We start from the raw sequence: 26891 nt of genomic DNA on the forward strand, positions 1-26891 counted from the left end.
ATCCCCAAGGCCTGCTTTGTCTTGGCAAGGCTGAAGGTAAGATAGGTGCTCACCGAGACCTTTTGCCGCATGGCAGGTGTTCAAGTCGTTATAAAGAGGAGTCGTTGCAATGGCCCGTATCACTGTTGAACGTGCACACACCCTGGGTAAAGAAGGCGCACGGGCGAAGGCCGAGAAGCTGGCACAGAAACTCCAGGATCAATATGGCCTGGAGCCTTCGTGGTCTGGCGATACGTTGAACCTCAAGCGTTCGGGGGTTAAAGGCACGGTGCAGGTCGCCGCTGATCTGTTGCGTATCGATGTGGAACTGGGCCTGCTGATGTCGGCCATGAGTGGCACCATCAAGACTGAAATCGAGAAAGCCCTGGATAAAGCCTTGGCCTGATCCGACTGTTGTTAGGGTGCCGATTCTAATTTTTCTGCCTACTTTGTGCCCAAGCCCTCAACTTCTGCGGGCCGTTCCTCCACCCTTTTTGCGTGAGGTGCACCATGGCCAAAGTTACCCTGAAGAAAAAAATCGACGCCCCGAGCCACGCCCTGGACGAGGTTAAAACCTATGCCCGCAAGATCTGGCTGGCAGGCCTGGGTGCCTATGCCAGGGTCGGAAACGAGGGCGGCGCGTACTTCAAAGAGCTGGTAAAGACTGGGCAACATGTTGAAAGTAAAGGTAAAAAAGTTGCCGTTGAACAACTTGATGCTGCCAACAGTCAGATTGACCAAGTAAAGAGTAATCTCTCCAGCGTCAAAGGCCGGGTTGAAGTTCAACTGGATAAAGTTGAAAAAGCTTTTGACACTCGTGTTGCAAGTGCCTTGAATCGAATCGGCATTGCGTCTAAACATGACGTGGAGACACTCTCTGCTAAGCTCGAAGAGCTGACGGCATTGCTCGAACGTGTCGCGCGTAAACACTAAGGAGACATCGGGATGGCTGTTAAAAAGACTACTCAGAAAGAAGGCAGCTCGTGGGTTGGGAAAGTTGAAGAATATTCCCGCAAGATCTGGCTGGCTGGTTTAGGCGTTTACTCGAAGATCGACAGTGACGGCAGCAAACTCTTCGAGACGTTGGTTAAAGACGGCGAGAAGGCCGAGAAGTTGACCAAAAGCACCGTGGGTAAAAAAGTCGATGCGGCCAAGGCCAGCGCCGGTTCCGCCAAGTCGAGCATTTCCGAGACTTGGAACAAGTTGGAAGAAACTTTCGACAAGCGCCTTAACAGTGCGATTTCGCGACTGGGCGTACCCAGCCGTGCTGAAGTGAAAGCACTGCACAGCAAGGTCGAGACCCTGACCAAGCAAATCGAAAAACTCACCGGTGCCAAAGTCACCCCGGTGAAGGCTGCTGCGTCCAAGCCTGCCGCTAAAACCGCTGCCGCCAAGCCGGCTGCGAAAACGGCCGCCAAGCCACTGGTCAAAGCCGCCGCCAAGCCGGCTGCCAAACCTGCGGCCAAAGCGCCAGCCAAAGCCGTGGCTAAACCTGCGGCCAAGCCAGCGGCGAAAGTTGCAGCGGCCAAACCTGCGGCCAAGCCAGCGGCTAAACCAGTGGCCGCTAAAGCCGCTGCCAAGCCTGCTGCCAAACCCGCCGCTAAAGCGGTCGCCGCCAAACCTGCTGCGGCCAAACCTGCCGCCGCGAAGAAGCCGGTCGCCGCGAAAAAGCCCGCAGCAGCGAAGCCGGCCGTGGCCGCCAAGCCTGCGCCTGCGGCACTCGCCGCTTCCAGCGCCAACTCGGCAGCCGCACCGACCGCTGCGCCTGCACCGACTGCCGCATCGGTAACCCCGACGCCATCCAGTCAGTCCTGATCTTTTCGGGGCACCTGAAAAAGCGCCCGGCCTGTGAAGGTCGGGCGTTTTTATGATCGGTCAGTCCATTCGATTGCCGCACGGTTCTCGCGCAGTGCCTGTAAGGCACACGTTTAACCCGGATCGTCCATATAGCGCAGCGCCAGGCGCTCCGTGGTTTCCCGCGCCGCTGGCAACAGGTGCGGCGCGACCAGCATCATGATCTGGTAGACCACCACCTGCACCTCGCCTTCACGGTCGAGAATGCGTTGGTAGTCCAGGGAAAACAGCAGGGTCATGGTGATCTGCTCCACCAATTGGCCCAGCGCCTGGGTGCTGCTGACCAACTGCCCCGCCGCCTGCAGCCGTGCGAGTAATGACGCCAGGGTGCGCTTGAGCGCCGTGAGCAGGTGGCGAATGCCCCTTGCCAGTTTCGGCAGGCGCCCCGCCAGGTTCGACAGGTCCTGGAACAGGAACCGGTAATGGGCCATGCGCTCGACGATCAGGTGCAGGAACAGCCAGTAATCCTGGGCCTCCAGTTGCGCGCCTGGCGGTGGGTCGAGCAGGGGCGCCAGCTCACTCTGGAAACGCTCGAACAGCCCGAGCACCAGCGGTTCCTTGCCATGGAAGTGGTAGTAGAGATTGCCGGGGCTGATCCCCATTTCATTGGCCACCTCCATGGTCGACACGTTCGGTTCGCCCTTGTGGTTGAACAACAGCAGGGCACATTCAAGGATACGGTCGCGGGTTTTCATCCGGTCTTCTTAAATAGGATCGTTGAGCTCAGCGGACCCGCACGTAAGTGCCTGGCGCTGCTTCCATCGGTGGGTAATTCTGGTTGCCCAGGGCGGTGAGGGTTTCGCGTTGTACGCCCGAGCGCGCTTGAATCCACGCCAGCCACTCTGGCCACCAACTGCCTTCGACGTGGCTGGCGTCGTAGTACCAGGCGCGTGGGTCGCTGCTCAGCTTGAGGTTCTCGACGTAGTTGGCCTTGGGGTTGCCCGGCGGGTTGAGGATGCTCTGGATATGCCCGCTGTTGGACAGCACGAAGCGCCGCTCGCCGCCCAGCAACTGCGTGGAGCGGTACACCGCGTCCCATGGCGTGATGTGGTCGTTGATCCCGGCCACGCTGAAGCTGTCCACCGTGACCTTCTGCAAGTCGATGGGCGTGCCGCACACTTCCAGGCCACCGGGACGGCTCAGCGGGTTGTGTTTGAAGAAGTCCAGCAGGTCGCCATGCAGGGCGGCGGGCAGGCGCGTGTTGTCGTTGTTCCAGTACAGGATGTCGAAGGCCGGCGGTTCCTTGCCCAGCAGGTAGTTATTGATCCAGTAGTTCCAGATCAGGTCGTTGGGGCGCATCCAGGCAAATACCTTGGCCATGTCGCGACCGTCCAGCACGCCCTGTTGGTAGGAACGGCGCTTGGCGGCTTCCAGGGTTTGCTCGTCGGCGAACAGGGTGGCGGGGCTGTCGATCTGGCTGTCGAGCAGGCTCACCAGATAGCTGGCGCTGGCGACGCGGCGCAACTGGCGCTTGGCTTGCAGGTGGCCTTGCAGCGCGGCGATGGTCAGGCCGCCGGCGCAGGCGCCCATCAGGTTGACCTCGCGGGCGCCGGTGATTGCGCGGCAGATGTTGAGTGCTTCCTCCAGCGCGGCCACGTAGGTGGACAGGCCCCATTCGCGGTGGCGCACATCCGGGTTGCGCCAGCTGACGATGAAGGTCTGCAGGCTGTTTTTCAGGGCGTACTGCACGAAGCTGTTGGCCGGGCTCAGGTCGAAGATGTAGTACTTGTTGATTTGCGGCGGCACGATCAACAGGGGCTTGGCGTACTGCTTTTCGCTCATGGGCTTGTACTGGATCAGCTCCAGCAGCTCATTGCGAAACACCACCGAGCCTGGCGTGGTGGCGACGGTCTTGCCCACTTCAAAGGCGTGCTTGCTGACCTGGCGCGGCAGGCCGTTGTTGTGCAGCATGTCTTCGAACAGGTTGCTCACGCCGCGCACCACGCTGTTACCGCCGGAGTTGAGCAGTTCCTTGATGGCCAGCGGGTTGAGCAAGGTGTTGGAGGGCGATACCGCATCGTTGATCAGGGTGAACGCGAAGTGCGCGCGGGCGCGGTCATCGGCGCTCAGGGTGCTGTCATCGATCCAGCTGCGGGTTTGCTTCTGCCAGCTCAGGTACGCCTGCAGGCTGCGTCGGTACAGCGGGTTGAGGGCCCAGGTCGGGTCGATGAAGCGGCTGTCGTGGGGGTTGGGTTCATGCACGGTTTCGCCCAGCAGCACGCGCCCCAGTTGACCGCCCAGGGCCAGGGCATGACGAGCGGTATGCACCGGGTTGCGCAAGCCGTGGGCGGCGACGCTGCGCAGGGTCGACAGCAAGTCCCGGCCGCGCAGGCCGGTGATCGCATTTTGCGCATTGATGAACGCGGCAGGGGTGGGCGCCGGGTTCGTCACGGGTCGTTCTCGCATGAGCCAACACTCCTTCGTCAAGTCATCAACAGGCACGCCAATTCAGAACCATAGTCGGTTCTCGGCAAGTTGCGCGGCGGTGTGGTCCTTACACCGCCGGACGGGGATGAATCACCGCGCGCAGGCGCTCCTCCTCGAGAAATTTCATGATGATCGGCGCCACGGCTTCGGCGCGAGTGATCAGGAACAGGTGGCCATCATCGATGATGTGCAGCTGTGCGTTGGGAATGCGCCAGGCGAGCATCCGCATGTTGATCAGTGGGATCAGCGGGTCGTCGTCCCCGGCCAGCACCAGGGTCGGCTGACGGATCTTGTGCAGCCAGTGGATGCTGGTCCAGCCCAGCCCGGCGAACAGTTGCCAGTAGTAACCCAGCTTGCCGGCCGAGCGCACTTTGCTCGCGTGTTCGGCGGCCAGGTTCGAATCGCGGCGGAACGAACCGCCATAAATCATCGGTGCAATACGCACCACGTGAGACGGCTGGATATAGCGCCGCGGGCTCGCCATCAGCCACAGCACTTTCGGCTTGCCCGGCACCATCACCGCACCGGCGGCGGTCGCGGCGAGAATCAGCTTCTTGCAGCGCTCCGGGTAGTCGTAGGCAAACTGCTGCGCCAACGCGCCGCCCCAGGACACGCCCACCGCATTCACCTGGCCGTAGTCCAGGTAATCGAGCATGCGCGCGGTGAGCTTGGCCAGGCCGGGAAAGCGATACGGCCGCTTGGGTGTCGACGAGCCGCCCACGCCCGGCACATCGAAGGCGATCACTTCCAGGTCCGGGTCCAGGGCCTGGACGAACGGAAACACCAGCTCGAGGTTGGCGCCGATGCCGTTGAAGATCAGCAGTGGCGTCAAGTGCGACTTGCCCGGGCGTACCGCCGTGCGGATGGTCTGGCCATCCAGGTCGATGGTGCGGAAGATGAACGGTTGCGGCATGCTCAAGCCCTGTGAAGTATTGCAGTCCGAGTGAGGTCAGTGTGGGAGGGGGCTTGCTCCCGATGACGTTCGGTCAGTCAATGGATCTGGCGACTGATACACCGCTATCGGGAGTAAGCTCCCTCCCACATTTGATCTCATTTCAATCCCAAAAAAGTGTGCTCTAGCGTTCATGCACATAGGTACCCGGTGCCGCTTCGGCTGCGGCGTAGGTTTTATTGCCTAATGTCGTCGGTGCCTTCTTCAACTTGCCCGCCCGCTCCGCCTGCCACGCCTGCCAATGCAACCACCACGAGTCGGTGTGCTTGGTCGCATTTTCCTGCCATTCCAGCGGCTTGCCCGCCAGGCCGTCGCTGGTCTGGTAGCGCGCCTTGGGGTTGCCCGGCGGGTTGAGGATGCTCTGGATATGCCCGCTGCTCGACAGCACAAACTCCACCTTGCCGCCAAACAGCTGCGCCGACTTGTAGCAGGACTGCCACGGTGTGATGTGGTCGTTGGTGCCGGCCAATGAGTAGATATCGGCCGTGACCTGCTTGAGGTCGATCGGCGTGCCGCACACTTCCAGGGCGTTGGCGCGCACCAGTGGGTTGTTCTTGAACAGTTCGATCAGGTCGCCGTGGAATGCCGCCGGCAAGCGCGTGGTGTCGTTGTTCCAGAACAGGATGTCGAACACTGGCGGCTCGTTGCCCAGCAGGTAGTTGTTGACCCAGTAGTTCCAGATCAGGTCGTTGGGGCGCATCCAGGCAAATACTTTGGCCATGTCGCGGCCTTCCAGCACGCCGGCCTGGTAGGAGTGGCGCTTGGCCGCTTCCAGCGTCTGCTCGTCGACGAACAGCGCCACCTGGGTGTCCAGGGTGGTGTCCAGCACGCTCACCAGCAGGGTCAGGGCGTTGACCTTCTTCTCCCCCAGCGCCGCGTAGTGGCCGAGCAGGGCGGTGCAGGTGATGCCGCCGGAGCAGGCGCCGAGCATGTTGATGTCTTGGCTGCCGGTAATCGCGGTGACCACATCGACCGCTTCCTTGAGCGCCTCGATATAGGTCGACAGGCCCCACTCGCGCTGGGCCTTGGTCGGGTTGCGCCAACTGACGATAAACGTCTGCTGGCCGTTGCGCAGGCAGAAGCGCGCCAGGCTCTTATCCGGGCTCAGGTCGAAGACATAGAATTTGTTGATCTGCGGTGGCACCACCAGCAGCGGGCGTTCGTGGACCTGTTCGGTGATCGGCTTGTACTGGATCAGCTCCAGCACGTCATTGCGAAACACCACCGAACCTTCGCTGGTACCCAGGGACTTGCCGACCTCAAACGCGCCCATGTTGACCTGGCTCGGCATGCCGCCGTTGTGAACCATGTCCTTGGCCAGGTGGGACAGGCCGTCGAGCAGGCTTTTGCCGCCGGTTTCAAAGAAGCGCTTGACCGCCGCCGGGTTGGCCGCCGTGTTGGAGGGGGCCATGGCTTCGGTCATCAGGTTGATCACGAAGTGACCGCGGCTGATGTCCTGTTCCGACAGGTTGCTGTCACCGATCCAGTCGTGCAGTTCCTTGCGCCACGCCAGGTAGGTTTGCAGGTAACGCTTGTAGAGTGGGTTCTGGCTCCAGGCCGGGTCGTGAAAGCGACGGTCATCGCTTTCGGGCATCAGCGCGGATTTGCCGAACATCACATTTTTCAATTCGACGCCAAAGTGGGCGACATGCTTGACGCTGTGCAACGGTTGTCTGATGGCTTGGCTCAGCACCATCTTCGCTGAGGCCAATAAGTCCTTTTTACGTAACGCGATGATCGGGTTCAGCCCCAAGGTGTTTTCCGAGGCCTGGCGTTTCAAGTCATCGTTATTCTTGTTACTCATCTACGACGCTCCATTGTCCGAAAGACGAGTACCGGGTACCGCTGCGCACCACGTTTCGATACACAACACAAGCCAGGTACTGCGACTCGGGTGACCGTTGATACCGCATCGTCAAATGCAGGGAACTTGCCAGTTCCATTGGTTACCCGAGTTTAATTTTTTTCGCAAGCGGGCCAATCGTTGGCCACAGGAGTGGGCATTCAAGCAGATGGAATTAGAAAATGCCCTCTAAAGCGCAAGAAGCCTGGGCTAGAGCATCAGCCGCACGACTGACTGATCCGGGTCGCGGGTTTTTCCGGCCGCTTTGAGTTCGGCGAGGTAATCGGCCCACAGCGCGTCCTGACGCACGGCCAGTTGGTAGAGGTAGTCCCAGGTGAACAATCCGCTGTCGTGTCCGTCGTCGAAGATCAATTTCAGTGCGTATTGGCCGGCCGGTTCGATCTTGTTCAAGCGCACGTTGAGCTTGCCGAATTGCAGGATCGGTTTGCCGTGGCCCTGGACTTCGGCGGAAGGCGAATGTACCCGTAGGAATTCGGCGGGCAACTGGTAGGCCTCGTCGGGCCCGTAGGTGAGGCCGAGGGTGTTGGAGGTTTTGTGCAGGTTTACAGCAGTAGGAAATTTCGACATTGATGAGATCCTGAATAAACCGGCTTCAAAATGTGGGAGGGGGCTTGCTCCCGATGGCGGTGTGTCAGTCAGCATACATCTGTCTGACCGACCGCTATCGGGGGCAAGCCCCCTCCACATTGAAGCAAAGCAGTGCTGTGTGAGGCTTACAGGATATAGCGAGACAGATCTTCGTTCTGCGCCAATTCGCCCAAGTGGCTGTTGACGTAGGCGGCGTCGATCTGGATCGCTTCGCCATTCTGCGCACCGGCCAGGTCGCCGGCGCTGAACGACACTTCCTCGAGCAGGCGCTCCAGCAAGGTGTGCAGGCGACGGGCGCCGATGTTCTCGGTCTTCTCGTTGACCTGCCAGGCGATTTCCGCCAGGCGCTTGATGCCGTCCGGCAGGAACTCGATGGCGAGGCCTTCGGTTTTCAGCAGCTCGCGGTATTGCTCGGTGAGCGAGGCATGCGGCTCGCTGAGGATGCGTTCGAAGTCGCCCGGGGTCAGCGCCTTGAGCTCCACGCGAATCGGCAGGCGGCCTTGCAGCTCCGGCACCAGGTCGCTTGGCTTGCTCAGGTGGAACGCACCGGAGGCGATAAACAGGATGTGGTCGGTCTTGACCATGCCCAGCTTGGTGTTGACGGTGCAGCCTTCGATCAGCGGCAGCAGGTCGCGCTGTACGCCCTCGCGGGACACGTCGACGCCACCGGAGTTACCGCGCTTGGCCACCTTGTCGATCTCATCGATAAACACGATGCCATGCTGCTCGACCGCTTCCAGGGCCTTGGCCTTGAGTTCTTCCTCGTTCACCAGGCGCCCGGCTTCTTCGTCGCGCACCAGTTTCAGCGCTTCCTTGACCTTGAGCTTGCGGCTTTTCTTCTTGCCCTTGCCCATGTTGGCGAAGAGGTTCTGCAGCTGGCTGGTCATTTCTTCCATGCCGGGCGGCGCGGAGATGTCGACGCCGGACATTTCGGCGACTTCGATCTCGATTTCCTTGTCGTCCAGCTGGCCTTCACGCAGGCGTTTGCGGAACAGCTGACGGGTGTTGGAGTCCGAGGCTGGCGCGGCGTCTTCGTTGAAACCCATGCGCGCCGGTGGCAGCAGGGCGTCGAGGATACGTTCTTCGGCGGCGTCTTCGGCGCGGTGGCTGACCTTGGTCATTTCCTGTTCGCGCAGCAGCTTCAAGGCAGCGTCGGCCAGGTCACGAATGATCGACTCGACGTCGCGGCCCACGTAGCCGACTTCGGTGAACTTGGTCGCTTCGACCTTGATGAACGGGGCATTGGCCAACTTGGCCAGGCGCCGGGCGATTTCGGTTTTACCGACGCCGGTCGGGCCGATCATCAGGATGTTCTTGGGCGTTACTTCAACGCGCAGTTCTTCCGGCAGTTGCATCCGGCGCCAGCGGTTACGCAGCGCGATGGCAACGGCGCGCTTGGCATCGTCCTGGCCGATGATATGGCGATTGAGTTCATGGACGATTTCGCGGGGAGTCATGGACATAATGTTTGGCGGTCCTCAAGCGGGAATAAGCCTACGGCTTACTCGGCGAGGTCCTGCTCCTCAATGGTGAAGTTGTGGTTGGTGAACACGCAGATATCGCCAGCGATACCCAGGGCGGTTTCGACGATTTCGCGGGCCGACAGGTCGGTTTTCTTCAACAGTGCGCTGGCTGCCGCTTGGGCATAGCCACCGCCGGAGCCCATGGCGATCAGGCCGTGTTCAGGCTCAACCACATCGCCGTTACCGGTGATGATCAGCGACGCGTCTTTGTTGGCAACGGCCAGCATGGCTTCGAGGCGGCTGAGGGAGCGGTCGGTACGCCATTCTTTGGCGAGTTCGACGGCGGCGCGAACCAGGTGGCCCTGGTGTTTTTCCAGTTGGCCTTCGAAACGTTCGAACAGGGTGAAGGCGTCTGCGGTGGCGCCGGCAAAGCCTGCGAGCACCTGGCCGTGGTACAGGCGACGCACTTTCTTCGCGTTGCCTTTCATCACGGTATTGCCAAGGGAAACCTGGCCGTCGCCGCCCATGACGACTTTGCCGTGGCGACGTACTGAAACGATGGTGGTCAAGGGGAGAGTCTCCACGCAGCGGGGCGAAAATGCCCTGGTGGGAACTGATATGGGGGTAGCGGGGATGATTTCAACCTTGGGAGGTTGGTACGGACGAATGGTGTCTATTGGTCTGACACCCTTTCGAGAACCGCCTAAAACCAATGTGGGAGGGGGCTTGCCCCCGATCGCGGTGTATCAGTCGCCGAAAATATTGACTGATCTACCGCTATCGGGGGCAAGTCGAATCGTCGCACCGCCCCTCCCACATTTTGATTGGTGTTGGCTTTAGGTCAGCGGCTCTGGCGCTGTTGTAACAACAGGTTGCTAAAGCCCGCGCCGGCCAATTGTTTCTGCGCCACGGTCAGTTGCTCGCGGTTGCTGAACGGGCCCACCAACACGCGATACCACGTTGCCTCTTTCACCGTGCCGGACTCCACCGTGACCGCCTGGCCCAGCAGGATGATCTGTGCACGCACGCGATCGGCGTCCGCCTGTTTCGGGAACGAGCCCGCCTGCAGGAAGAACTTGGTCACCGGCGCGGCCTTGGTGGTCGCAACCGGCGGCGGTGGCGGCGGGGTGATCCCGGCCAGCGCGGCCTGGGCCCGTGCCGTGTCGATTTTGGCCGCTTCCGCCGGGGTGACCGGTGTGGTCGGTACTTGCGGCGTCGGCAGGGTTTTCTCCGGCACGGCGTCGGGCGGCACGATCACTTCCGATTCCGGCAGCAGGGTGTAGAAGTCGTACTTGGGCTTCACCGGCGCGGTCGGGCTTGGCGCGGTCTTGTTGGCTTCGGCCATTTTCGTGGCTTTTTGCTGCTCCTGTTTGACCCGTTTGACGTCATCGCCCTGGCCGGGGTCCAGCTTCATCAGGAATACGATAAACGCGCCGACCGTGAGGCCGATGGCCATCCACAACCAGCCCGGAATGGGCTTCTTCGCCGGTGCCTGGTAGCGGCTGGCGCCGCGCTTGGGTGCAGGTTTTTTCTTGGCAGCCAACTTACATACGCTCCAGAGTTTCCAGGCCCAACAGTTCCAGGCCTTGCTTGAGGGTCCGTCCAGCCAGTGCGGCGAGGCGCAGGCGACTCTGCTTGTGGGCTTCGTCGTCGGCGGTGAGGATCGGGCAGTTCTCGTAGAAGCTGGAGAACAGCCCGGCGACTTCGTACAGGTAGGTGCAGAGGATGTGCGGCGTGCCTTTCTCGCCGACGCTGTTCAGCACTTCGCCGAATTGCGCCAGCTTGGCGCCCAGTTCCTGTTCCTGGGGCGCTTGCAATACGATCTGCCCTTGCACTTCGCTGAAGTCCTTGCCCAGCTTGCGGAACACCCCGGCCACGCGGGTGTAGGCGTACAGCAGGTACGGCGCGGTGTTGCCTTCGAAGTTGAGCATCAGCTCGAAGTTGAAGCTGTAGTCGCTGGTGCGGTGCTTGGACAGGTCGGCGTATTTCACCGCGCCAATGCCCACCACGCGGGCAATGTTGCGCAGGTCGGCGTCCGCCAGCTCCGGGTTCTTTTCCTTCACCAGGTTGTAGGCACGTTCCTGGGCTTCGTTCAGCAGGTCGATCAGCTTCACGGTGCCGCCGTCGCGGGTCTTGAACGGGCGGCCGTCGGCGCCGTTCATGGTGCCGAAGCCCATGTGTTCCATGTGCATCGGGTGCGTGACGAAACCGGCGCGGCGCGCCACTTCGAACACCTGCTGGAAGTGCAGGGCCTGGCGCTGGTCGACGAAATACAACGCGCGATCCGCCTTGAGCACGCCGCTGCGGTAGCGCACGGCGGCCAGGTCGGTGGTGGCGTAGAGGTAGCCGCCATCGGCCTTGACGATGATCACCGGCAGCGGCTCGCCCTCGGCGGTCTTGAATTCTTCGAGGAACACGCACTGCGCGCCGTTGCTTTCTACCAGCAGGCCTTTGGCCTTGAGGTCGTTGACCACGTTGATCAGGTCGTCGTTGTAGGCGCTTTCGCCCATGACGTCGGCCATGGTCAACTTGACGTTGAGCAGTTCGTAGATGTGCTGGCAGTGGGCCAGCGAGATATCGCGGAAACGCGACCACAGCTCCAGGCATTCCGTGTCGCCGGCTTGCAGCTTGACCACCAGGCCACGGGCGCGGTCGGCGAACGCTTCGGATTCGTCGAAACGCTTCTTCGCGGCGCGGTAGAAGTTTTCCAGGTCCGACAGCTCGTTGCTGGTGATCGGGTTTTCCTGCAGGTAGGCCATCAGCATGCCGAACTGGGTGCCCCAGTCACCGACGTGGTTCTGACGGATCACGGTGTCGCCGAGAAACTCCAGTACCCGCGCCACGCCGTCGCCGATGATGGTCGAGCGCAGGTGGCCGACGTGCATCTCTTTGGCCAGGTTGGGCGCCGACAGGTCGATGGCCACGCGCTCGGCAGGGCCGGCCTTGCGCACGCCGATTTTGGCATCGGCCAGCGCCGCGTCCAGGCGCGAAGCCAGGGCCTCGGTGTTCTGGAAGACATTGATAAAGCCCGGGCCGGCGATTTCGGCCTTGCTCACCTGCGGGTCGGCCGGCAGCGCGGCGATGATTTTCTCCGCCAGGTCGCGCGGCTTCATGCCGGCCGGCTTGGCCAGCATCATCGCGATGTTGCTGGCGAAGTCACCGTGGGTCTTGTCGCGGGTGTTTTCCACCTGGATCGCCGGCGTCAGGCCTTCAGGCAACACACCTTCGTTGACGAGTTGGGTGAGGGCTTGTTGGATCAGCTGGCGAATGGTGTCTTTCATGGTGTTCTCTTTCGACCGCAAGCGGTGGCGCGCGATGCGCAGGTGGAAAAACTGGGCATTATCCGTGGCGAGGGCGGGCTTGCCAACCGTTCCAGACCTGCGGGGCTTTTTAAGGGCATCCTGCCCACTGTAGGAGCGAGCTTGTTCGCGAAAATCGTCAACGATAACGCGGATATTCGGGTTTACGTGGCGCTCTCGGGGTTTTCGCGAGCAAGCTCGCTCCTACAGGGCTAGTACAAATCGACCGGGTCCACATCCAACGACCATCGCACCTGGCGACCGCTGGGCATTTGCTCCAGCGCAAGTAACCAGCTACTTAACAGCCGGTGCAGCGGTGCGCGGGACGTTGCCTGCAAGAGTAGCTGAGCGCGGTAGCGTCCGGCGCGGCGTTCCATGGGCGCGGGCACCGGGCCGAGCAATTCGATGCCGCTCAGGCCCAACTCGCCGAGCAGGCGCTCGGCGGCGCTGCAGGCTTCATCGAGAAAACCTTCCGCCTGCCCCGGCTTGTGCGCCTCGGCGCGCAGCAGCGCGAGGTGGGCAAAGGGCGGCAGGCCGGCGGCGCGGCGTTCGCTCAAGGCCTGCTCGGCAAACGCGAAATAACCTTGTTCGGTCAGTTGGATCAGCAGCGGATGGTCGGCCAGGTGGGTCTGGATGATCACCTTGCCCGGCTCCTCAGCGCGCCCGGCACGGCCAGCGACCTGCACGATCAACTGCGCCATGCGCTCGCTGGCGCGGAAGTCGCCGGAGAACAAGCCGCCGTCGGCATCCAGGATCGACACCAGGGTCACCCGTGGGAAGTGATGCCCCTTGGCCAGCATCTGCGTGCCTACCAGGATGCACGGCTGGCCCTTCTGGATGGTGGCGAACAGCTGGTTCATCGCGTCCTTGCGCGAGGTGCTGTCGCGATCGACCCGCAGCACCGGGTAGTCCGGGAACAGGATGCCCAGGCGTTCTTCGGCGCGTTCGGTGCCCGCGCCGACCGGTCGCAGGTCGACTTTGCCGCATTGCGGGCAATGGCGCGGTACTCGTTCCACATGGCCGCAGTGATGGCAGCGCAACTCGCCATGGCGCTGGTGTACGGTCATGCGCGCATCGCAGCGTTCGCATTCGGACATCCAGCCGCAGTCATGGCACAGCAAGGTCGGCGCGAAGCCGCGACGGTTGAGAAACACCAGTACTTGCTGGCCGGCGGCGAGGGTCTGGCCGATGGCTTGTTGCATCGGCCCGGAAATACCGCTGTCCAATGGCCGGCTTTTTACATCCAGGCGTAGGAAGCGCGGTTGCTTGGCGCCGCCTGCGCGCTCATTCAGGCGCAGCAGGCCATAGCGGCCGGTGTAGGCGTTATGCAGGCTTTCCAGGGACGGCGTGGCCGAACCCAGCACGATCGGAATGTCTTCCTGACGCGCCCGCACCAGGGCTAGGTCGCGGGCGTGGTAGCGCAGGCCTTCCTGCTGTTTGTACGAACCGTCGTGTTCTTCGTCGATGATGATCAGCCCGGGGTTTTTCATCGGGGTGAACAGCGCCGAGCGGGTGCCGATAATAATGTCGGCCTCGCCGTCCCGCGCCGCCAGCCACGATTCCAGGCGTTCACGGTCGTTGACCGCCGAATGCACCAGGGCGATGCGTGCGTTGAAACGCTGCTCGAAACGCGCCAGGGTCTGCGGGCCGAGGTTGATCTCGGGGATCAGCACCAGCGCCTGTTTGCCCGCTTGCAGGGTTTCGCGGATCAACTGCAGATAGACTTCGGTCTTGCCGCTGCCGGTCACGCCGGCCAGCAGGAACGCGTGAAAGCAGTCAAAACCTGCGCGAATGGCTTCATAGGCCGCACGTTGCTCGGGGTTCAGCGGCAATTCCGGTTGGGCCAGCCAGTGTTCATGGCGCGGGTCCGGGGCGTGCTTGCGGATCTCGACCTGCACCAGGCCTTTGGCGAGCAGCAGGTCGAGGCTGTCTTTGCTCAGCATCAGCTTGCTCAAGAGCTGGTGGGCCACGCCATGGGGATGCTGCGCCAGTGTCGCCAGGGCGTCACGCTGACGCGGGGCGCGGGCGATGCGCGGGTCGTCGAGGCGCGCGCCGGGCACCGTCGACCAGAAGCGTTCCTGGCGCGCTTCGGCCAGCTCGCCCTGGCGCAGCAGCACCGGCAGCGCCCAGCTCAAGGTGTCGCCCAGGCTGTGCTGGTAATACTGGGCGGTCCACAGGCACAGCTTGAACAACGCCGGCGGCAGCGGCGGCGTGGTGTCGAGGATGGCCACGGCCGGCTTGAGCTTTTCCGCCGGCACTTCACTGTGATCGGCCACCTCCACCAGGATGCCGATCATTTCCCTGCGCCCGAACGGCACCCGCACCCGCATGCCTGGCTGCAACTGCGCCCGCAGCACGCCGGCCGGGGCCCGGTAGTCGAACAGGCGGCGCAGGGGCGAGGGCAGGGCTAGGCGCAAAATGGCGTCGGGCACGCAGGGGTTCTCTATAAAGGAGGGTGATGACGAAGGGCGGGAGCCTAGCAGACGAGGGATGCGTTGGGTATGCCGCGGTTTTCGGATGAAAGGGGCTTTGGTGTGCTGAATCGATGCAGAGCGGCGCTTGCGCGTTTAAAAAGGTCTGGTAGAATCCGCGGCCTAATTACGTGCGGTATTCGACAATGGTGTCGAGTGGCGGCACGCTAGCCTGAGGAAGTCACCATGAAAGCCGGTATCCATCCAGCGTACGAAACCATCGAAGTCACCTGCAGCTGCGGCAACAAGTTCGAAACCCGTTCGAACCTGTGCAAGCCACTGGGCACTGACGTATGCAACGAGTGCCACCCGTTCTACACCGGTAAGCAGAAAACTCTGGACACTGGCGGCCGTGTACAGCGCTTCGCAGATCGCTTTGGTGCTTTCGGCAAGAAGCCTGCTACTCCAGCAGAGTAAGGCTCAAAGGCCCTATGGGCTTTTGCCAGCTGTTGAAAAAGGCGTCCCTTGCGGGCGCCTTTTTTGTGCCCGCGATTTGGCTGGCGGCGGCCCAGGCCCGCCTCGGTCATCAGGCTTCGCTCGGCTAAGCAGGCACTCCAGCGCAGTTGCGGTGGTTGAAATCGACACTCGAGGAAAAATTGTAGACATTTTTCAAGTAGATTGTGAACAGTTGAGCCCTTGTATCCCGTGGCTCTTGGCCGAAAGTCGTAGTGTACGGCGCTTGACACCGGTGACTGCCCAGTCTTGTAGGGGCTTTACGACACGAGTATCCTCGGCGGTCCGTCGACCAACAGTAAAAGCGGAATGCCGATATGTCTGATTTGAAAACTGCCGCTCTCGAATATCATGCCCTTCCTCGTCCAGGAAAGCTGAGTGTAGAGCTCACCAAAGCCACTGCCACCGCTCGCGACCTGTCGCTGGCCTACAGCCCTGGCGTTGCCGAGCCCGTCCGTGAAATCGCCCGTGACCCTGAGTTGGCGTACAAATACACCGGCAAAGGCAACCTGGTTGCAGTGATTTCCGATGGCACCGCGATTCTTGGCCTGGGTAACCTCGGCCCATTAGCTTCCAAGCCAGTCATGGAAGGTAAAGGCGTGCTGTTCAAGCGCTTTGCCGGCATCGATGTGTTCGACATCGAAGTCGATTCCGAGAGCCCGCAGGCTTTCATCGACACCGTCAAGCGCATTTCCATCACCTTCGGTGGCATCAACCTGGAAGACATCAAGGCACCTGAGTGCTTCGAGATCGAAAAGGCTCTGATCGAACAGTGCGACATTCCGGTATTCCACGATGACCAGCACGGCACCGCGATCGTTACCGCGGCCGGCATGATCAACGCCCTGGAAATCGCTGGCAAAACCCTGGCTGACGCCAAGATCGTCTGCCTGGGCGCTGGCGCTGCGGCCATCTCGTGCATGAAGCTGATCGTCAGCATGGGCGCCAAGCTGGAAAACATCTACATGGTCGACAGCAAGGGCGTGATCCAGTCCGAGCGTGCCGACCTGAACCAGTACAAGGCGATGTTTGCGCATCCGTCCTCCAAGCGCACCCTGGCTGAGGCCCTCGACGGTGCCGACGTATTCGTCGGCCTGTCCGGCCCGAACCTGCTGAGCGCTGAAGGCCTGAAGGCCATGGCAGCCAACCCGATCGTGTTCGCCTGCTCCAACCCGGACCCAGAAATCGCGCCGGAACTGGCACACGCCACCCGCGACGACGTGATCATGGCGACCGGCCGTTCGGACTACCCGAACCAGGTCAACAACGTGCTGGGCTTCCCGTTCATCTTCCGCGGTGCCCTGGACGTTCGTGCCAAGCGCATCAACGAAGAAATGAAAGTGGCGGCCGCCAACGCCCTGCGTGAACTGGCCAAGCTGCCGGTGCCTCAGGACGTGTGCGATGCCTACGGTGGCGCCAAGCTGGAATTCGGTCGTGAGTACATCATTCCGAAACCAATGGACAAGCGCCTGATCACCGTGATCTCCGACGCCGTGGCCAAAGCTGCGATCGAGACCGGTGTGGCCACCCTGCCGTATCCGAAAAACTACCCGCTGCAAAGCGTGGATGATGTGTTCAACGGCTAAGCCGTTGTAGCGCACCAACAAAAAGCCCCGGCTCTTGCGAGTCGGGGCTTTTTGCTGTCTGGCTATAAACCCAAGGCCTGCGCAGAACCAAATGTGGGAGGGGGCTTGCCCCCGATGGCGGACTGTCAGTCAATGAATCTGGTGACTGACACACCGCCATCGGGAGCAAGCTCCCTCCCACAGGGTTGACCGCATTGGTTTAGAACAGATCGATCGGTGCCGCCTCATCCGCCGGCAGCGGGCTGCCCGGCGCCACGCCATTGCCCAGCTCGTTGATCGACGGCGGAGTGTCCTCGCTCTTGAACAGCTCGAAGTACGCATTCGGCGTGCTCGGCGATGCTGCGCGGCCACTGACCGGGTCGATCCGCAGGCTGAGGATGCCTTCCGGTTCCGGCTGGGTATGCAGCGGCTTGTCCTTCAAGGCGGCGCCCATGTAGCTCATCCAGATCGGCAGCGCGACGGTACCGCCGAACTCGCGGCGGCCGAGGCTTTCCGGCTGGTCGTAGCCGGTCCATACGGTGGTCACGTAGTCGGCGTTGTAGCCGGAGAACCAGGCGTCCTTGGATTCGTTGGTGGTACCGGTCTTGCCCGCGATGTCCGCGCGGCCCAGGGCCAGTGCACGGCGGCCGGTGCCTTTCTTGATCACGTCTTCCAGGATGCTGTTGAGGATGTAGGTGGTGCGGCCATCCACCACGCGTTCGGCCACTGCCGGCGCCTGCGGTTCAGGCGCGGCGCTCGGGTTCGCCGCCGGCGTGACGCCTGGGGTCGGCTCGATGGTGATACCGCCGTTGCTCGGTGCGGCCAGCCCATCGCTGGCGGCCACGCCGTTGACCACATCACCCGGCACCCGTGGCGGGTTGGCGGTGAACAGGGTGTCGCCATTGCGGCTTTCGATCTTGTCGATCAGGTACGGCGTGATCTTGTAGCCGCCGTTGGCAAACGTGCTCCAGCCGGTGGCGATTTCCATCGGCGTGAGAGTCGCCGTCCCCAGGGCCAGGGACAGGTTCGGCGGCAGGTCCGCCTTGTTGAAGCCAAAGCGGGTGATGTAGTCGATGGTCTTGCCCACGCCCATCGCCTGCAGCAAGCGGATCGACACCAGGTTGCGCGACTTGTACAGCGCCTCGCGGATGCGGATCGGGCCGAGGAAGGTGTTGGTGTCGTTCTTCGGACGCCAGACCTTGTCCAGGTACTCGTCGACAAACACGATCGGTGCATCGTTGACCAGGCTGGCGGCGGTGTAGCCGTTGTCCAGGGCGGCACTGTAGACGAACGGCTTGAAGCTCGAACCCGGCTGGCGCTTGGCCTGGGTGGCACGGTTGTAGTTGCTCTGCTCGAACGCGAAGCCGCCGACCAGGGCACGGATCGCGCCGTTCTGCGGGTCGAGGGAGACCAGAGCGCCTTGGGCGACCGGCACCTGGCTGAATTTCAGGCTGTCGTCCTTCTGGCGTTGCACGCGGATCAAATCACCCACCTGCGCCACGTCCGACGGCTGCTTGGGCATCGGCCCCATGCTGTTGGTGTTCAGGAATGGGCGCGCCCATTTCATGCTGTCCCACGCCACATGCGCTTCGCCGGTGCGGGTCAGTACCTGTACGCCGTCCTTCTTCACCTGGGTGACGATGGCCGGTTCCAGGCCGCTGATCGTGCGCTGTTTGCCGAGTTCGGTGGTCCAGGCGCTCAGGGTCTTGCCCGGCAGGCGCGATTCGGGGCCGCGGTAGCCGTGGCGCTGGTCGTAGGTGATCAGGCCTTCATGCACCGCGTTGTTGGCGATTTCCTGCAAGTCGCTCGGAACGGTCGTGGTCACACGGAAGCCTTCGGTGTAGGCCTCGCTGCCATAACGGCCGACCATCTCAGCCCGTGCCATCTCCGCGATATAAGGGGCGTTCACTTCCGGGGTCGGTACGTGGTAGCTGGCGTTCAGCGGCTCGGCCACTGCGCTTTCATAGGCGCTCTGGCTGATTTTGCCCAGCTTGTACATGCGCCCCAGAATCCAGTCGCGCCGCTCTTTGCTGCGTGCCGGGTTGGCCAACGGGTTGAAGCGCGAGGGTGCCTTGGGCAGGCCGGCAATCATGGCCATCTGCGCCAGGCTGGCGTCGCGAATCGACTTGCCGTAGTAGACCTGGGACGCGGCTTCGATGCCGTAGGCGCGGTTGCCCAGGTAGATTTTATTGACGTACAGCTCAAGGATCTCGTCCTTGGTCAGCTGTCGCTCGATCTGCAGTGCCAGCAGGATCTCGGTGGCTTTGCGTGAAAAGCTGCGTTCGCTGGTGAGGAAGAAGTTCTTCGCCACCTGCATGGTGATCGTGCTGCCGCCGGATTGAATGTGTCCGCTTTTTACCAATTGCGTGGCGGCCCGCACCAGGCTGCTGGGGTCGACGCCGTAGTGGTTGGCGAAATTATCGTCCTCGGCCGACAGCAGGGCGTTGATGAAATTGGGTGGAATATCCGCGAAACGAATCGGGGTACGGCGCATTTCGCCGAACTCCGCGATCAGTTTTTCATCGCTGCTGTAGACCCGCAAAGGAATCTGCAACTGGATGCTTCTCAGGGCCTCTACGGAGGGCAAACCCGGACTAAGGTAGAGGTAGGCGCCGCTGAGGACGAGCAGCAGCCCGCAAACGATGGCGACAATGGAGTACCCGAAAAACTTCAGCAGACGAATCAAGGCTTTTGGATTTCCAGAGAAAAGAATGGGTTAGGCGCCGGGGCATGCATGGCAAACGATGAATCGACCCTGGCTGCAGATAAAAAGCGGGAAAAAACGCTGGGCATTAAAGCATTTTCGGCTTGGGGCGTCATTCGCGCCTCGCAAACAAGGCGACCGAATGCACGCTGCCACGCGCCAATCAGGCGGTATGACAGGGAAAGTTTTAGGGAGTTTTATGGAAAAGGGATTTTTCAGGCGAAAAGTCGATACCGTCCTGGGCGTCGACATCCAGGACACCGGCATCCGGTTGATCGAGCTCGGCCGCTCGCCCACTGGCTACAACGTGCAAAGCTACGCCACACAGGCGCTACCGCCCCAGGCGGTGGTCGACAGCAGCGTGCTCGACCTCGACGGCGTGGGGCAGACGTTGTCCCAGGCATTGGCCCGCTCGCGCACCTCGGCCCGCCACGCGGCCGTGGCCGTGGCGGGAGCTTCGGTGATTACCCGGGTGATCGAGTTGGAGGCGGGGCTCAGCGAGGAAGAAATGACCTGGATGATCCAGATGGAGGCCGACCAGTACATCCCTTATCCGCTGGATGAGATGGCCCTGGATTTCCAGGTTCGCGGGCCATCGGCCCAGAACCTGGCGCGGGTTGATGTATTGCTCGCGGCGTGCCATAAGGCCCAGGTAGAGGCTCGGGTCGCGGTTTTGACCCTGGCTGGGCTGGTGCCGAAGGTGGTGGATGTGGAAGCATTTGCATTCGCACGCGCTTGCAGTCAGGATTTCGCCAGCTTCACGCCGGGCCATCGAGTCGATGGCGCACAATGGGCCGCGGATGCCCGCGGGATGGGAATTGCTTGCGGGTTGGCCCTGAGGAGTTTCGCTTGAAGACACTAATCAACCTTTTGCCCTGGCGCCAGGCGCTGGCGGAACGGCGGCGCAAATTCTTTCTGGGGTTGCTGCTGGCGTTTGCCTGCGTGGCGTTCGCAACCGTGTGGTTGGCCGATCAGGTGATCGACCGGGCGATTGATCGACAGGTGACGCGCAATAGCCACCTGGACAAGGACGCTGCCGTCCTCGACTCGCGCATCAAGACCATCGATGACCTGCAGGAACAAAGCCAGCAATTGGCGGAGCGCATGAAGGTCGTGCAGGACTTGAACGAAGCCCGCTCGGCCGGTGCCCAGCTCTTGGATCAGTTGGCCCGCGCGGTGCCAGACGGCGTGCATTTGCACGAGGTCGTGGCGAAGGGCGATACGGTCAGCATCCGTGGCAGCGCCGATTCCAGCCAGGACATCGCCCAACTGATGCGCCGCCTGCAAGCCTCCGAAGGCGCCCATGCCACTCGGCTGCAACATGTGCGGATGGAAGATGGCCAGGGCAGCAACAAGTTTCAATTGATGGTGCGCCAGGGAGAGTCCGCCGAGGCTCAACCGTGAGCCTGCCCAGGCTCGACTTTTCCGCTCTCACCCACAACGCTGCGAAATGGCCCTTGCCCGCCAAGGTCGTGCTCGGCTGCGCGCTCGCCGGCCTGGTGCTGTGGGTGGGCGATGGGACGTACCTGAGCCCCTCGCGGCAACGGTTGCAGGCGGTCGAGGCGCAGGGCGTCGTCTTGCAGCGACAGGTGGCCCAGAAGGCTGGCCTTGCCGCCAGCCTGGAGGCGCGCAGCCAGCAGCTTCAGGCGATGCAGGCGCGTTTTGCCGGGCTGATGCAGCAGTTGCCCGGTGCGTTCGGGGTACCCGCATTGCTCGAAGATATCGCCCGGCTGGGGGCGGTCAATGGGGTGCTCGTCGACGCTATCGTGGTGTTGGATGAGCAGCCCCGGCCACTCTATATTGAGCAGCCGTTACGCCTGGGCGTCACCGGGGCTTATCACGACCTGGCGATGTTTGTGAGCGCTTTGGGCGGCTTACCGCGCATCGTCACGGTGCATGATGTGGCGCTTCGGGCTGATGCGGCCGGGTTGCGCCTGGAGTTGGTGGCCAAGACCTATCGCAATCCGTCGTCGGGCGGTCAGTCGACCCCGGCCGTCGAGCCGGGGCCGCGCTTTGTCTATGACGCGCTGGCCTTGCGTGATCCGTTCCAGCCGCGCGCCTTGCAGGTCGGTCACGTACCCGGCCGGCCCGCGCTCGCACCGGACCTCGGGCGTGCCCGCGGTGCCCTGGAAGGTATCGCCGTCGACCAGTTCGAAATGGTCGGCACGCTGTCCCGAGGCGCGCAGACCTTCGCTCTGCTGCGTGCCGCTGCCAGCGTCCACAGGCTGGCGGTCGGCGATTACCTGGGGCCGGACCACGGTCGGGTCACGGCTATTGATGAGGGCCATGTGGAATTGCTCGAATTGTTTCCCGATGAACAGGGCGCGTGGCTGGAACGCCCGCGGACCCTCGTGCTGAACGTCAACTCATAACGGAATCAAACAATGAAAAGGACTTTCTCGTCCTTCGGTGTGGCGCTATGGATAGCGTTCACGGCACCGATGGCTGCTGCTGTGCCCAATCGTGTGGATCTGATCCAGCTGCCGCCTCCCGGCGGTGCGGCATCAGGTACCTATACCGGTGACAAGCTGAACCTCAACTTCCAGAACATCGAGCTGCGCGCCGTGTTGCAGCAGATTGCCGATGTGGCGGGCCTGAATCTGGTCGCCAGCGACGATGTGCAAGGTTCGATCACCCTGCGGCTTAAGGACGTGCCTTGGGACCAGGCGCTGGACCTGGTGTTGCAAAGCAAGGGGCTGGACCAGCGGATAAAGGCCGGGGTGCTGTTGGTGGCGCCCGCCGACGAGTTGGCCTCGCGCGAGCTGCTGACGCTGGAGTCGCGCAAGCAGATGGCTGAACTGGCGCCATTGCGGCGCGAACTGTTGCAGGTCAATTACGCCAAGGCTGCGGACCTGGCCAAGTTGTTCCAATCGGTGACCGGCCTGGAAGGCGCCACCGACGAACGCGGCTCGGTGGCGGTGGATGACCGCACCAACAACATCATCGCCTACCAGACCGGCGAACGCCTGGAAGAGCTGCGACGCATCGTGGCGCAGCTGGATATTCCGGTGCGCCAGGTGATGATCGAGGCGCGGATTGTCGAGGCCAATGTCGACTACGACAAACGCCTGGGCGTGCGCTGGGGAGGGCGGATCAATCGCGGTAACTGGGGCGCCGGCGGTGTCGAGAAACCTCCGGAGCCAGGCACCGAGCCTGTGGAAAACCCGTCCGGCTCGCCCTTTGTCGACTTGGGGGCGCTCACTAACACCTCCGGGCTGGGGATCGCGTTTATCACCGACAACCTGCTGCTGGACCTGGAACTGACCGCGATGGAAAAAACCGGCAACGGCGAGATTGTCTCGCAGCCCAAGGTGGTCACGTCCGACAAGGAGACCGCGCGCATCCTCAAGGGCACCGAGATTCCCTACCAGGAGTCCAGCTCCAGCGGCGCCACCTCGGTGTCGTTCAAGGAGGCTTCGCTGTCCCTGGAAGTCACCCCGCAAATCACCCCCGACGACCGCGTGATCATGGAGGTCAAAGTCACCAAGGATGAGCCGGATTACCTGAACAAGCTCAACGACGTACCGCCGATCAAGAAAAACGAGGTCAACGCCAAGGTGCTGGTCAGGGACGGCGAGACCATCGTCATCGGCGGAGTTTTCTCCAATACCCAAAGCAAAGTGCTAGATAAAGTGCCATTTTTGGGCGATGTGCCGTATCTTGGCCGCCTTTTCCGGCGCGATGTGCTGGCAGAAAAAAAATCCGAGCTGCTGGTATTCCTGACTCCGCGTATTATGAATAACCAGGCGATTGCTGTGAGTCGTTGATTCTGTGCGAAATTTGATTCTTGTAGGACCGATGGGGGCTGGAAAAAGCACCATCGGCCGTTTGCTGGCCAAAGAGCTGCGCCTGCCATTCAAAGACTCCGATAAGGAAATTGAAGTGCGCTCGGGTGCCAATATCCCGTGGATCTTCGATAAGGAAGGCGAACTGGGCTTTCGTGACCGTGAGCAGGCGATGATTGCCGAGCTGTGCGCTTGCGATGGCGTGGTCCTGGCGACCGGCGGCGGTGCCGTGATGCGCGAGGAGAACCGCCGGGCATTGCATGCCGGTGGTCGGGTGGTCTATCTGCATGCGTCGGTCGAGCAGCAGGTGGGGCGCACCGCGCGTGATCGCAATCGCCCACTGCTGCGCACCGCCGACCCGGCGAAGACCCTGCGGGATCTGCTGGCGCTGCGCGATCCGCTGTATCGGGAAATCGCCGATCTGGTGGTGGAAACCGATGAGCGGCCACCTCGGATGGTGGTGCTCGACATTCTCGAGCGCCTGCAACGGCTGCCACCCCGTTAAAGCCAGGCCCGAAATGCGCTATTCTCGGCGGCGCGTCATCACCCTGTGGGGTGTGGCGTAGAGCCATCAGGCGACGTCGGATCACGACGTTGCCGGTCGTTAATACATCTTCAACGCGGGGACACATGCAGACACTTAAGGTCGATCTAGGCGAGCGCAGCTACCCGATCCATATTGGCGAAGGTCTGCTCGACCAGCCCGAGTTGCTCGCACCGCATATTGCCGGGCGGCAAGTGGCGATCATCTCCAACGAAACGGTCGCGCCGCTGTATCTTGAGCGTCTGAGCCGCAGCCTGGCGGCGTACTCGGTGATCTCCGTGGTGCTGCCCGACGGCGAAGCCCACAAGAACTGGGAAACCCTGCAACTGATCTTCGATGGCCTGCTGACCGCACGCCATGACCGGCGCACCACCGTGGTCGCCCTCGGTGGCGGCGTGATTGGTGACATGGCCGGTTTTGCGGCCGCCTGTTACCAGCGCGGCGTGGATTTCATCCAGGTGCCGACCACCTTGCTGTCCCAGGTCGATTCGTCGGTGGGCGGCAAGACCGGCATCAACCATCCGCTGGGCAAAAACATGGTGGGCGCGTTCTACCAGCCCCAGGCTGTGCTGATCGACACCGCGACCCTCAACACCTTGCCCCCGCGCGAGCTGTCGGCGGGCCTGGCGGAAGTCATCAAGTACGGGCTGATCTGCGACGAGCCGTTCCTGACCTGGCTGGAAGAACATGTCGACGCCCTGCGCGCGCTGGACCAGGTGGCGCTGACCGAAGCGATCTCCCGTTCCTGTGCGGCCAAGGCGCTGGTGGTGAATGCCGACGAACGGGAGTCCGGTGTACGGGCCACCTTGAACCTGGGCCACACCTTCGGCCATGCGATCGAAACGCACATGGGCTATGGTGTGTGGTTGCATGGGGAAGCCGTAGCGGCTGGCACAGTGATGGCATTGGAGATGTCGCAACGCCTGGGCTGGATCAGCGCCCAGGAGCGGGATCGGGGCATCCGCCTGTTCCAGCGCGCCGGGTTGCCGGTGATCCCGCCCGAGGAAATGAGCGAGGCGGATTTCCTCGAACATATGGCGATAGACAAGAAAGTGATCGACGGTCGACTGCGACTGGTGCTGCTGCGCCGCATGGGCGAAGCGGTGGTGACCGACGATTATCCGAAAGAGATTCTACAGGCCACGCTGGGAGCGGATTACCGCGCCCTGGCCCAGCTTAAAGGTTAATAAGAGCCCGATGACTAGTTTGCATGCCGACGAGGCGTTCCTCGGCCATTACCAGTTAAGCCACGACCCCTTCGCTCCACGGGTGCCTGGTTTCAAATTCTTCCCTGCGCAGCGCAAGCCGGTGCTCGGGCAGTTGCATCACCTGGCGCGCTACAGCCAGCTGTTGCTGGTCGTCACCGGCCCGCTGGGCAGCGGCAAGACCTTGCTGCGCCAGGCGCTGGTCGCCAGCACCAACAAGCAATCGGTGCAAAGCGTAGTGGTGTCGGCGCGTGGCGCCGGCGATGCGGCGGGCGTGCTGCGTCAGGTGGCCCAGGCCCTGGACGTTGCCAGCGCCGAACCGAATGCGATTCTCAAGCAAGTGGTGCAACTGGGCCTGACCGGCCAGGAAGTCTACCTGCTGGTGGACGACGCCGAGCAGCTTGACGAGTCGGCCCTCGAAGCGCTGCTGGCGCTGGCGGCGGGTACGCCGGAAGGTCGTCCGCATGTGTTCCTGTTCGGTGAATCGTCCCTGATCGCCGCTCTGGAGCAGATCAGCGGCGAGCAGGAGCTGTTCCACGTCATCGAATTGCAGCCGTATGAAGAGGAAGAAACCCGCGAATATCTGGCACAACGCCTCGAAGGCGCCGGGCAGGGCATCGAACTTTTCTCCGCTCAGCAGATCTCTGATATTCACGAAAGCTCCGACGGCTGGCCTGGCACCATCAACCAGGTTGCCCGCGATGCGATGATTGAAGCCATGATTGCCAGCCGCTCTGCGGTCAAGCGTCCAAAGATGGGGTTCACTATGCCTAAAAAGCACGTATTGGCTATTTCCGCCGTTGTCGTGGTCGCTGTCGCCGCCGCCTGGTTGATCCCAGGTCGCAGCAAGGCACCGACGCCTGCCGGCGCGCCAGCCGAACAGGCGCAGTTACCACTGGGTAAACCCACGCCGAATGTCGAGTTCGCCAACTCCGGCCAACCGACCAACCTGCCGATGGTCGGCCAGCCCGTCATGCGCGGCCCGCTCGCCGAAGCGGCCGGCGGTATCTCCGAAGGCGACGACGGTGTGCCAGTGGAAGGCTCCAGCAGCACACCGCCGACCGTGACCACCACCGCGCCGCCAGTGGGCGTGCCTGCCGGTCAACCGGCGGCAAAACCAACGCCTGTGCCTGTACCTGCGCCTACGGTCGCGACCGCCAAACCGGCGCCCGTCGCCAAGCCGGTCGCGCCAGCGCCTGTCGCCAAGCCGGCTCCGGCCCCGGCCCCGGCCGCCAAACCGGCGGAAAAACCGGTGACTGTCGCCAAGGCCGGCGCCACCGGCAGCAGCTGGTACACCAGCCAGCCCAGCGGTAACTTCGTGGTGCAGATCCTCGGCACCAGCTCCGAAGCCAATGCTCAAGCCTTCGTCAAAGAGCAGGGCGGCGAGTACCGTTATTTCAAGAAGGTGCTCAACGGCAAGCCGCTTTACGTGATCACTTACGGTAGCTTCTCCAGCCGTGCCGCCGCCGATACCGCTATCAAAGCCTTGCCAGCGAAGGTTCAGGCTGGTAAACCTTGGCCTCGCACTGTTGCCAGCGTTCAACAAGAACTGGCAGCAACTCGCTGAAGATTCGGCGGCCTTACCCAGGCCGCCCTCCCGGCACCTCAAAAAAAACCGCAAGTGCGTGCAGCCCTCAAGGCCGCGCGCATTGTGGTGTCTGCGTCACAGTGGCTTTTGAGTCGTAGCGGTCAAAATTAAAAAAGTTTTGACTAGCACAGCATATCGCTTTAAACCTTT

At 62.1% G+C, this 26891-nt stretch carries 23 protein-coding genes and 2 pseudogenes; 14 read left to right on the top strand and 11 right to left on the bottom strand.

The genetic code is table 11. From position 1 onward, the window contains the following. Positions 1-109: 109 nt before the first annotated feature. The 3 genes from LQ249_RS02865 to LQ249_RS02875 all read left to right on the top strand — a co-directional run bounded on the left by LQ249_RS02865 (position 110) and on the right by LQ249_RS02875 (position 1794). Positions 110-385 (top strand): polyhydroxyalkanoic acid system family protein, encoded by a 276-nt coding sequence (locus LQ249_RS02865; protein ID WP_017849879.1) that lies wholly within the window; start codon positions 110-112, stop codon positions 383-385. 104 nt (positions 386-489) lie between these two features. Beyond that, positions 490-912 carry a phasin family protein gene (locus LQ249_RS02870; RefSeq protein ID WP_046384976.1) on the top strand — a complete coding sequence of 141 codons (423 nt, stop codon included), beginning with the start codon at positions 490-492 and terminating at the stop codon, positions 910-912. Between the two features lie 12 nt (positions 913-924). Further along, positions 925-1794 carry a phasin family protein gene (locus LQ249_RS02875; protein ID WP_057003629.1) on the top strand — a complete coding sequence of 290 codons (870 nt, stop codon included), beginning with the start codon at positions 925-927 and terminating at the stop codon, positions 1792-1794. A gap of 113 nt (positions 1795-1907) precedes the next feature. Here LQ249_RS02875 and LQ249_RS02880 read toward each other — a convergent pair whose 3' ends face one another. The 9 genes from LQ249_RS02880 to argS form a co-directional block, all read right to left on the bottom strand. Next, positions 1908-2528, bottom strand: a complete 621-nt coding sequence (locus tag LQ249_RS02880) for a TetR/AcrR family transcriptional regulator (protein ID WP_017849876.1) — start codon at positions 2526-2528, stop codon at positions 1908-1910. 28 nt (positions 2529-2556) lie between these two features. Continuing rightward, complete coding sequence (phaC, locus tag LQ249_RS02885; RefSeq protein WP_232566178.1) at positions 2557-4239, bottom strand: class II poly(R)-hydroxyalkanoic acid synthase; 1683 nt, start codon at positions 4237-4239, stop codon at positions 2557-2559. 88 nt (positions 4240-4327) lie between these two features. Beyond that, positions 4328-5173, bottom strand: coding sequence for a poly(3-hydroxyalkanoate) depolymerase (phaZ, locus tag LQ249_RS02890; protein WP_017849874.1), 846 nt, complete (start codon positions 5171-5173; stop codon positions 4328-4330). Positions 5174-5336: 163 nt separating this feature from the next. Then, on the bottom strand, positions 5337-7016 hold the full coding sequence (phaC, locus tag LQ249_RS02895; protein ID WP_046384973.1) for a class II poly(R)-hydroxyalkanoic acid synthase: 1680 nt from the start codon (positions 7014-7016) through the stop codon (positions 5337-5339). Between the two features lie 249 nt (positions 7017-7265). Beyond that, positions 7266-7643: a gamma-butyrobetaine hydroxylase-like domain-containing protein gene (locus LQ249_RS02900; protein ID WP_057003631.1), complete on the bottom strand. Its 378-nt coding sequence runs from the start codon at positions 7641-7643 to the stop codon at positions 7266-7268. Positions 7644-7789: 146 nt separating this feature from the next. Continuing rightward, positions 7790-9127 carry an ATP-dependent protease ATPase subunit HslU gene (gene hslU, locus LQ249_RS02905; RefSeq protein WP_046384972.1) on the bottom strand — a complete coding sequence of 446 codons (1338 nt, stop codon included), beginning with the start codon at positions 9125-9127 and terminating at the stop codon, positions 7790-7792. 38 nt (positions 9128-9165) lie between these two features. Beyond that, positions 9166-9696: an ATP-dependent protease subunit HslV gene (hslV, locus tag LQ249_RS02910; RefSeq protein ID WP_010563201.1), complete on the bottom strand. Its 531-nt coding sequence runs from the start codon at positions 9694-9696 to the stop codon at positions 9166-9168. A 272-nt stretch (positions 9697-9968) separates the two neighbouring features. Next, entirely contained in the window at positions 9969-10670 is a 702-nt protein-coding gene (locus LQ249_RS02915) for an SPOR domain-containing protein (protein WP_017849870.1), read from the bottom strand. 1 nt (position 10671) lies between these two features. Next, entirely contained in the window at positions 10672-12408 is a 1737-nt protein-coding gene (gene argS, locus LQ249_RS02920) for an arginine--tRNA ligase (RefSeq protein WP_057003632.1), read from the bottom strand. Here argS and LQ249_RS02925 point away from each other — a divergent pair. Further along, positions 12379-12642: a hypothetical protein gene (locus tag LQ249_RS02925; protein WP_177029559.1), complete on the top strand. Its 264-nt coding sequence runs from the start codon at positions 12379-12381 to the stop codon at positions 12640-12642. The two genes, argS and LQ249_RS02925, sit on opposite strands and share 30 nt — an antisense overlap. Here LQ249_RS02925 and LQ249_RS02930 read toward each other — a convergent pair. Continuing rightward, entirely contained in the window at positions 12639-14858 is a 2220-nt protein-coding gene (locus LQ249_RS02930) for a primosomal protein N' (RefSeq protein WP_017849867.1), read from the bottom strand. The two genes, LQ249_RS02925 and LQ249_RS02930, sit on opposite strands and share 4 nt — an antisense overlap. A gap of 225 nt (positions 14859-15083) precedes the next feature. Here LQ249_RS02930 and rpmE point away from each other — a divergent pair, with 225 nt between their 5' ends. The 3 genes and pseudogenes from rpmE to LQ249_RS02945 all read left to right on the top strand — a co-directional run bounded on the left by rpmE (position 15084) and on the right by LQ249_RS02945 (position 16936). Continuing rightward, a complete protein-coding gene (gene rpmE / locus LQ249_RS02935; protein ID WP_017849866.1) occupies positions 15084-15314 on the top strand; it encodes a 50S ribosomal protein L31 in 231 nt (76 codons plus the stop codon). Positions 15315-15328: 14 nt separating this feature from the next. Beyond that, positions 15329-15412, top strand: a pseudogene (locus tag LQ249_RS02940) (thermonuclease family protein); the annotation flags it as partial. Positions 15413-15667: 255 nt separating this feature from the next. Then, on the top strand, positions 15668-16936 hold the full coding sequence (locus tag LQ249_RS02945) for a malic enzyme-like NAD(P)-binding protein (protein WP_232566179.1): 1269 nt from the start codon (positions 15668-15670) through the stop codon (positions 16934-16936). Positions 16937-17135: 199 nt separating this feature from the next. On the opposite strand, the gene LQ249_RS02950 is transcribed toward LQ249_RS02945, so the two are convergent. After that, on the bottom strand, positions 17136-19598 hold the full coding sequence (locus tag LQ249_RS02950; RefSeq protein ID WP_371920078.1) for a penicillin-binding protein 1A: 2463 nt from the start codon (positions 19596-19598) through the stop codon (positions 17136-17138). Between the two features lie 220 nt (positions 19599-19818). On the opposite strand from LQ249_RS02950, the gene pilM reads away from it, so the two are divergent. The 7 genes and pseudogenes from pilM to LQ249_RS02985 all read left to right on the top strand — a co-directional run bounded on the left by pilM (position 19819) and on the right by LQ249_RS02985 (position 26720). Next, positions 19819-20472 (top strand): type IV pilus biogenesis protein PilM, encoded by a 654-nt coding sequence (pilM, locus tag LQ249_RS02955; RefSeq protein ID WP_046385359.1) that lies wholly within the window; start codon positions 19819-19821, stop codon positions 20470-20472. Next, on the top strand, positions 20469-21023 hold the full coding sequence (locus tag LQ249_RS02960; RefSeq protein ID WP_232566180.1) for a PilN domain-containing protein: 555 nt from the start codon (positions 20469-20471) through the stop codon (positions 21021-21023). Before pilM ends, LQ249_RS02960 begins: the two co-directional genes overlap by 4 nt. Further along, positions 21020-21991 carry a pilus assembly protein PilP gene (locus LQ249_RS02965; protein ID WP_057003634.1) on the top strand — a complete coding sequence of 324 codons (972 nt, stop codon included), beginning with the start codon at positions 21020-21022 and terminating at the stop codon, positions 21989-21991. The genes LQ249_RS02960 and LQ249_RS02965 overlap by 4 nt, the downstream gene beginning before the upstream one ends. Before the next feature lie 141 nt (positions 21992-22132). Then, positions 22133-23386, top strand: a pseudogene (locus tag LQ249_RS02970) (type IV pilus secretin PilQ); the annotation flags it as partial. Positions 23387-23390: 4 nt separating this feature from the next. Continuing rightward, entirely contained in the window at positions 23391-23909 is a 519-nt protein-coding gene (gene aroK, locus LQ249_RS02975; RefSeq protein WP_026140392.1) for a shikimate kinase AroK, read from the top strand. A gap of 125 nt (positions 23910-24034) precedes the next feature. After that, the gene (gene aroB / locus LQ249_RS02980) at positions 24035-25135 is read left to right on the top strand and encodes a 3-dehydroquinate synthase (protein ID WP_017849857.1); all 1101 of its coding nucleotides are present in this window, start codon (positions 24035-24037) and stop codon (positions 25133-25135) included. A gap of 10 nt (positions 25136-25145) precedes the next feature. Beyond that, positions 25146-26720 carry an SPOR domain-containing protein gene (locus LQ249_RS02985; protein ID WP_232566181.1) on the top strand — a complete coding sequence of 525 codons (1575 nt, stop codon included), beginning with the start codon at positions 25146-25148 and terminating at the stop codon, positions 26718-26720. Positions 26721-26891: the final 171 nt, after the last annotated feature.

This window comes from Pseudomonas sp. 7-41 (genome assembly GCF_021233075.1).
Lineage (GTDB): Bacteria > Pseudomonadota > Gammaproteobacteria > Pseudomonadales > Pseudomonadaceae > Aquipseudomonas > Aquipseudomonas veronii.

Coding starts and splice junctions, on each gene's coding strand:
- LQ249_RS02865 (WP_017849879.1), top strand. CDS start 110: ATGGCCCGTATCACTGTTGAACGTGCACACACCCTGGGTAAAGAAGGC.
- LQ249_RS02870 (WP_046384976.1), top strand. CDS start 490: ATGGCCAAAGTTACCCTGAAGAAAAAAATCGACGCCCCGAGCCACGCC.
- LQ249_RS02875 (WP_057003629.1), top strand. CDS start 925: ATGGCTGTTAAAAAGACTACTCAGAAAGAAGGCAGCTCGTGGGTTGGG.
- LQ249_RS02880 (WP_017849876.1), bottom strand. CDS start 2,528: ATGAAAACCCGCGACCGTATCCTTGAATGTGCCCTGCTGTTGTTCAAC.
- phaC (WP_232566178.1), bottom strand. CDS start 4,239: ATGCGAGAACGACCCGTGACGAACCCGGCGCCCACCCCTGCCGCGTTC.
- phaZ (WP_017849874.1), bottom strand. CDS start 5,173: ATGCCGCAACCGTTCATCTTCCGCACCATCGACCTGGATGGCCAGACC.
- phaC (WP_046384973.1), bottom strand. CDS start 7,016: ATGAGTAACAAGAATAACGATGACTTGAAACGCCAGGCCTCGGAAAAC.
- LQ249_RS02900 (WP_057003631.1), bottom strand. CDS start 7,643: ATGTCGAAATTTCCTACTGCTGTAAACCTGCACAAAACCTCCAACACC.
- hslU (WP_046384972.1), bottom strand. CDS start 9,127: ATGTCCATGACTCCCCGCGAAATCGTCCATGAACTCAATCGCCATATC.
- argS (WP_057003632.1), bottom strand. CDS start 12,408: ATGAAAGACACCATTCGCCAGCTGATCCAACAAGCCCTCACCCAACTC.
- rpmE (WP_017849866.1), top strand. CDS start 15,084: ATGAAAGCCGGTATCCATCCAGCGTACGAAACCATCGAAGTCACCTGC.
- LQ249_RS02945 (WP_232566179.1), top strand. CDS start 15,668: ATGTCTGATTTGAAAACTGCCGCTCTCGAATATCATGCCCTTCCTCGT.
- pilM (WP_046385359.1), top strand. CDS start 19,819: ATGGAAAAGGGATTTTTCAGGCGAAAAGTCGATACCGTCCTGGGCGTC.
- aroB (WP_017849857.1), top strand. CDS start 24,035: ATGCAGACACTTAAGGTCGATCTAGGCGAGCGCAGCTACCCGATCCAT.
- LQ249_RS02985 (WP_232566181.1), top strand. CDS start 25,146: ATGACTAGTTTGCATGCCGACGAGGCGTTCCTCGGCCATTACCAGTTA.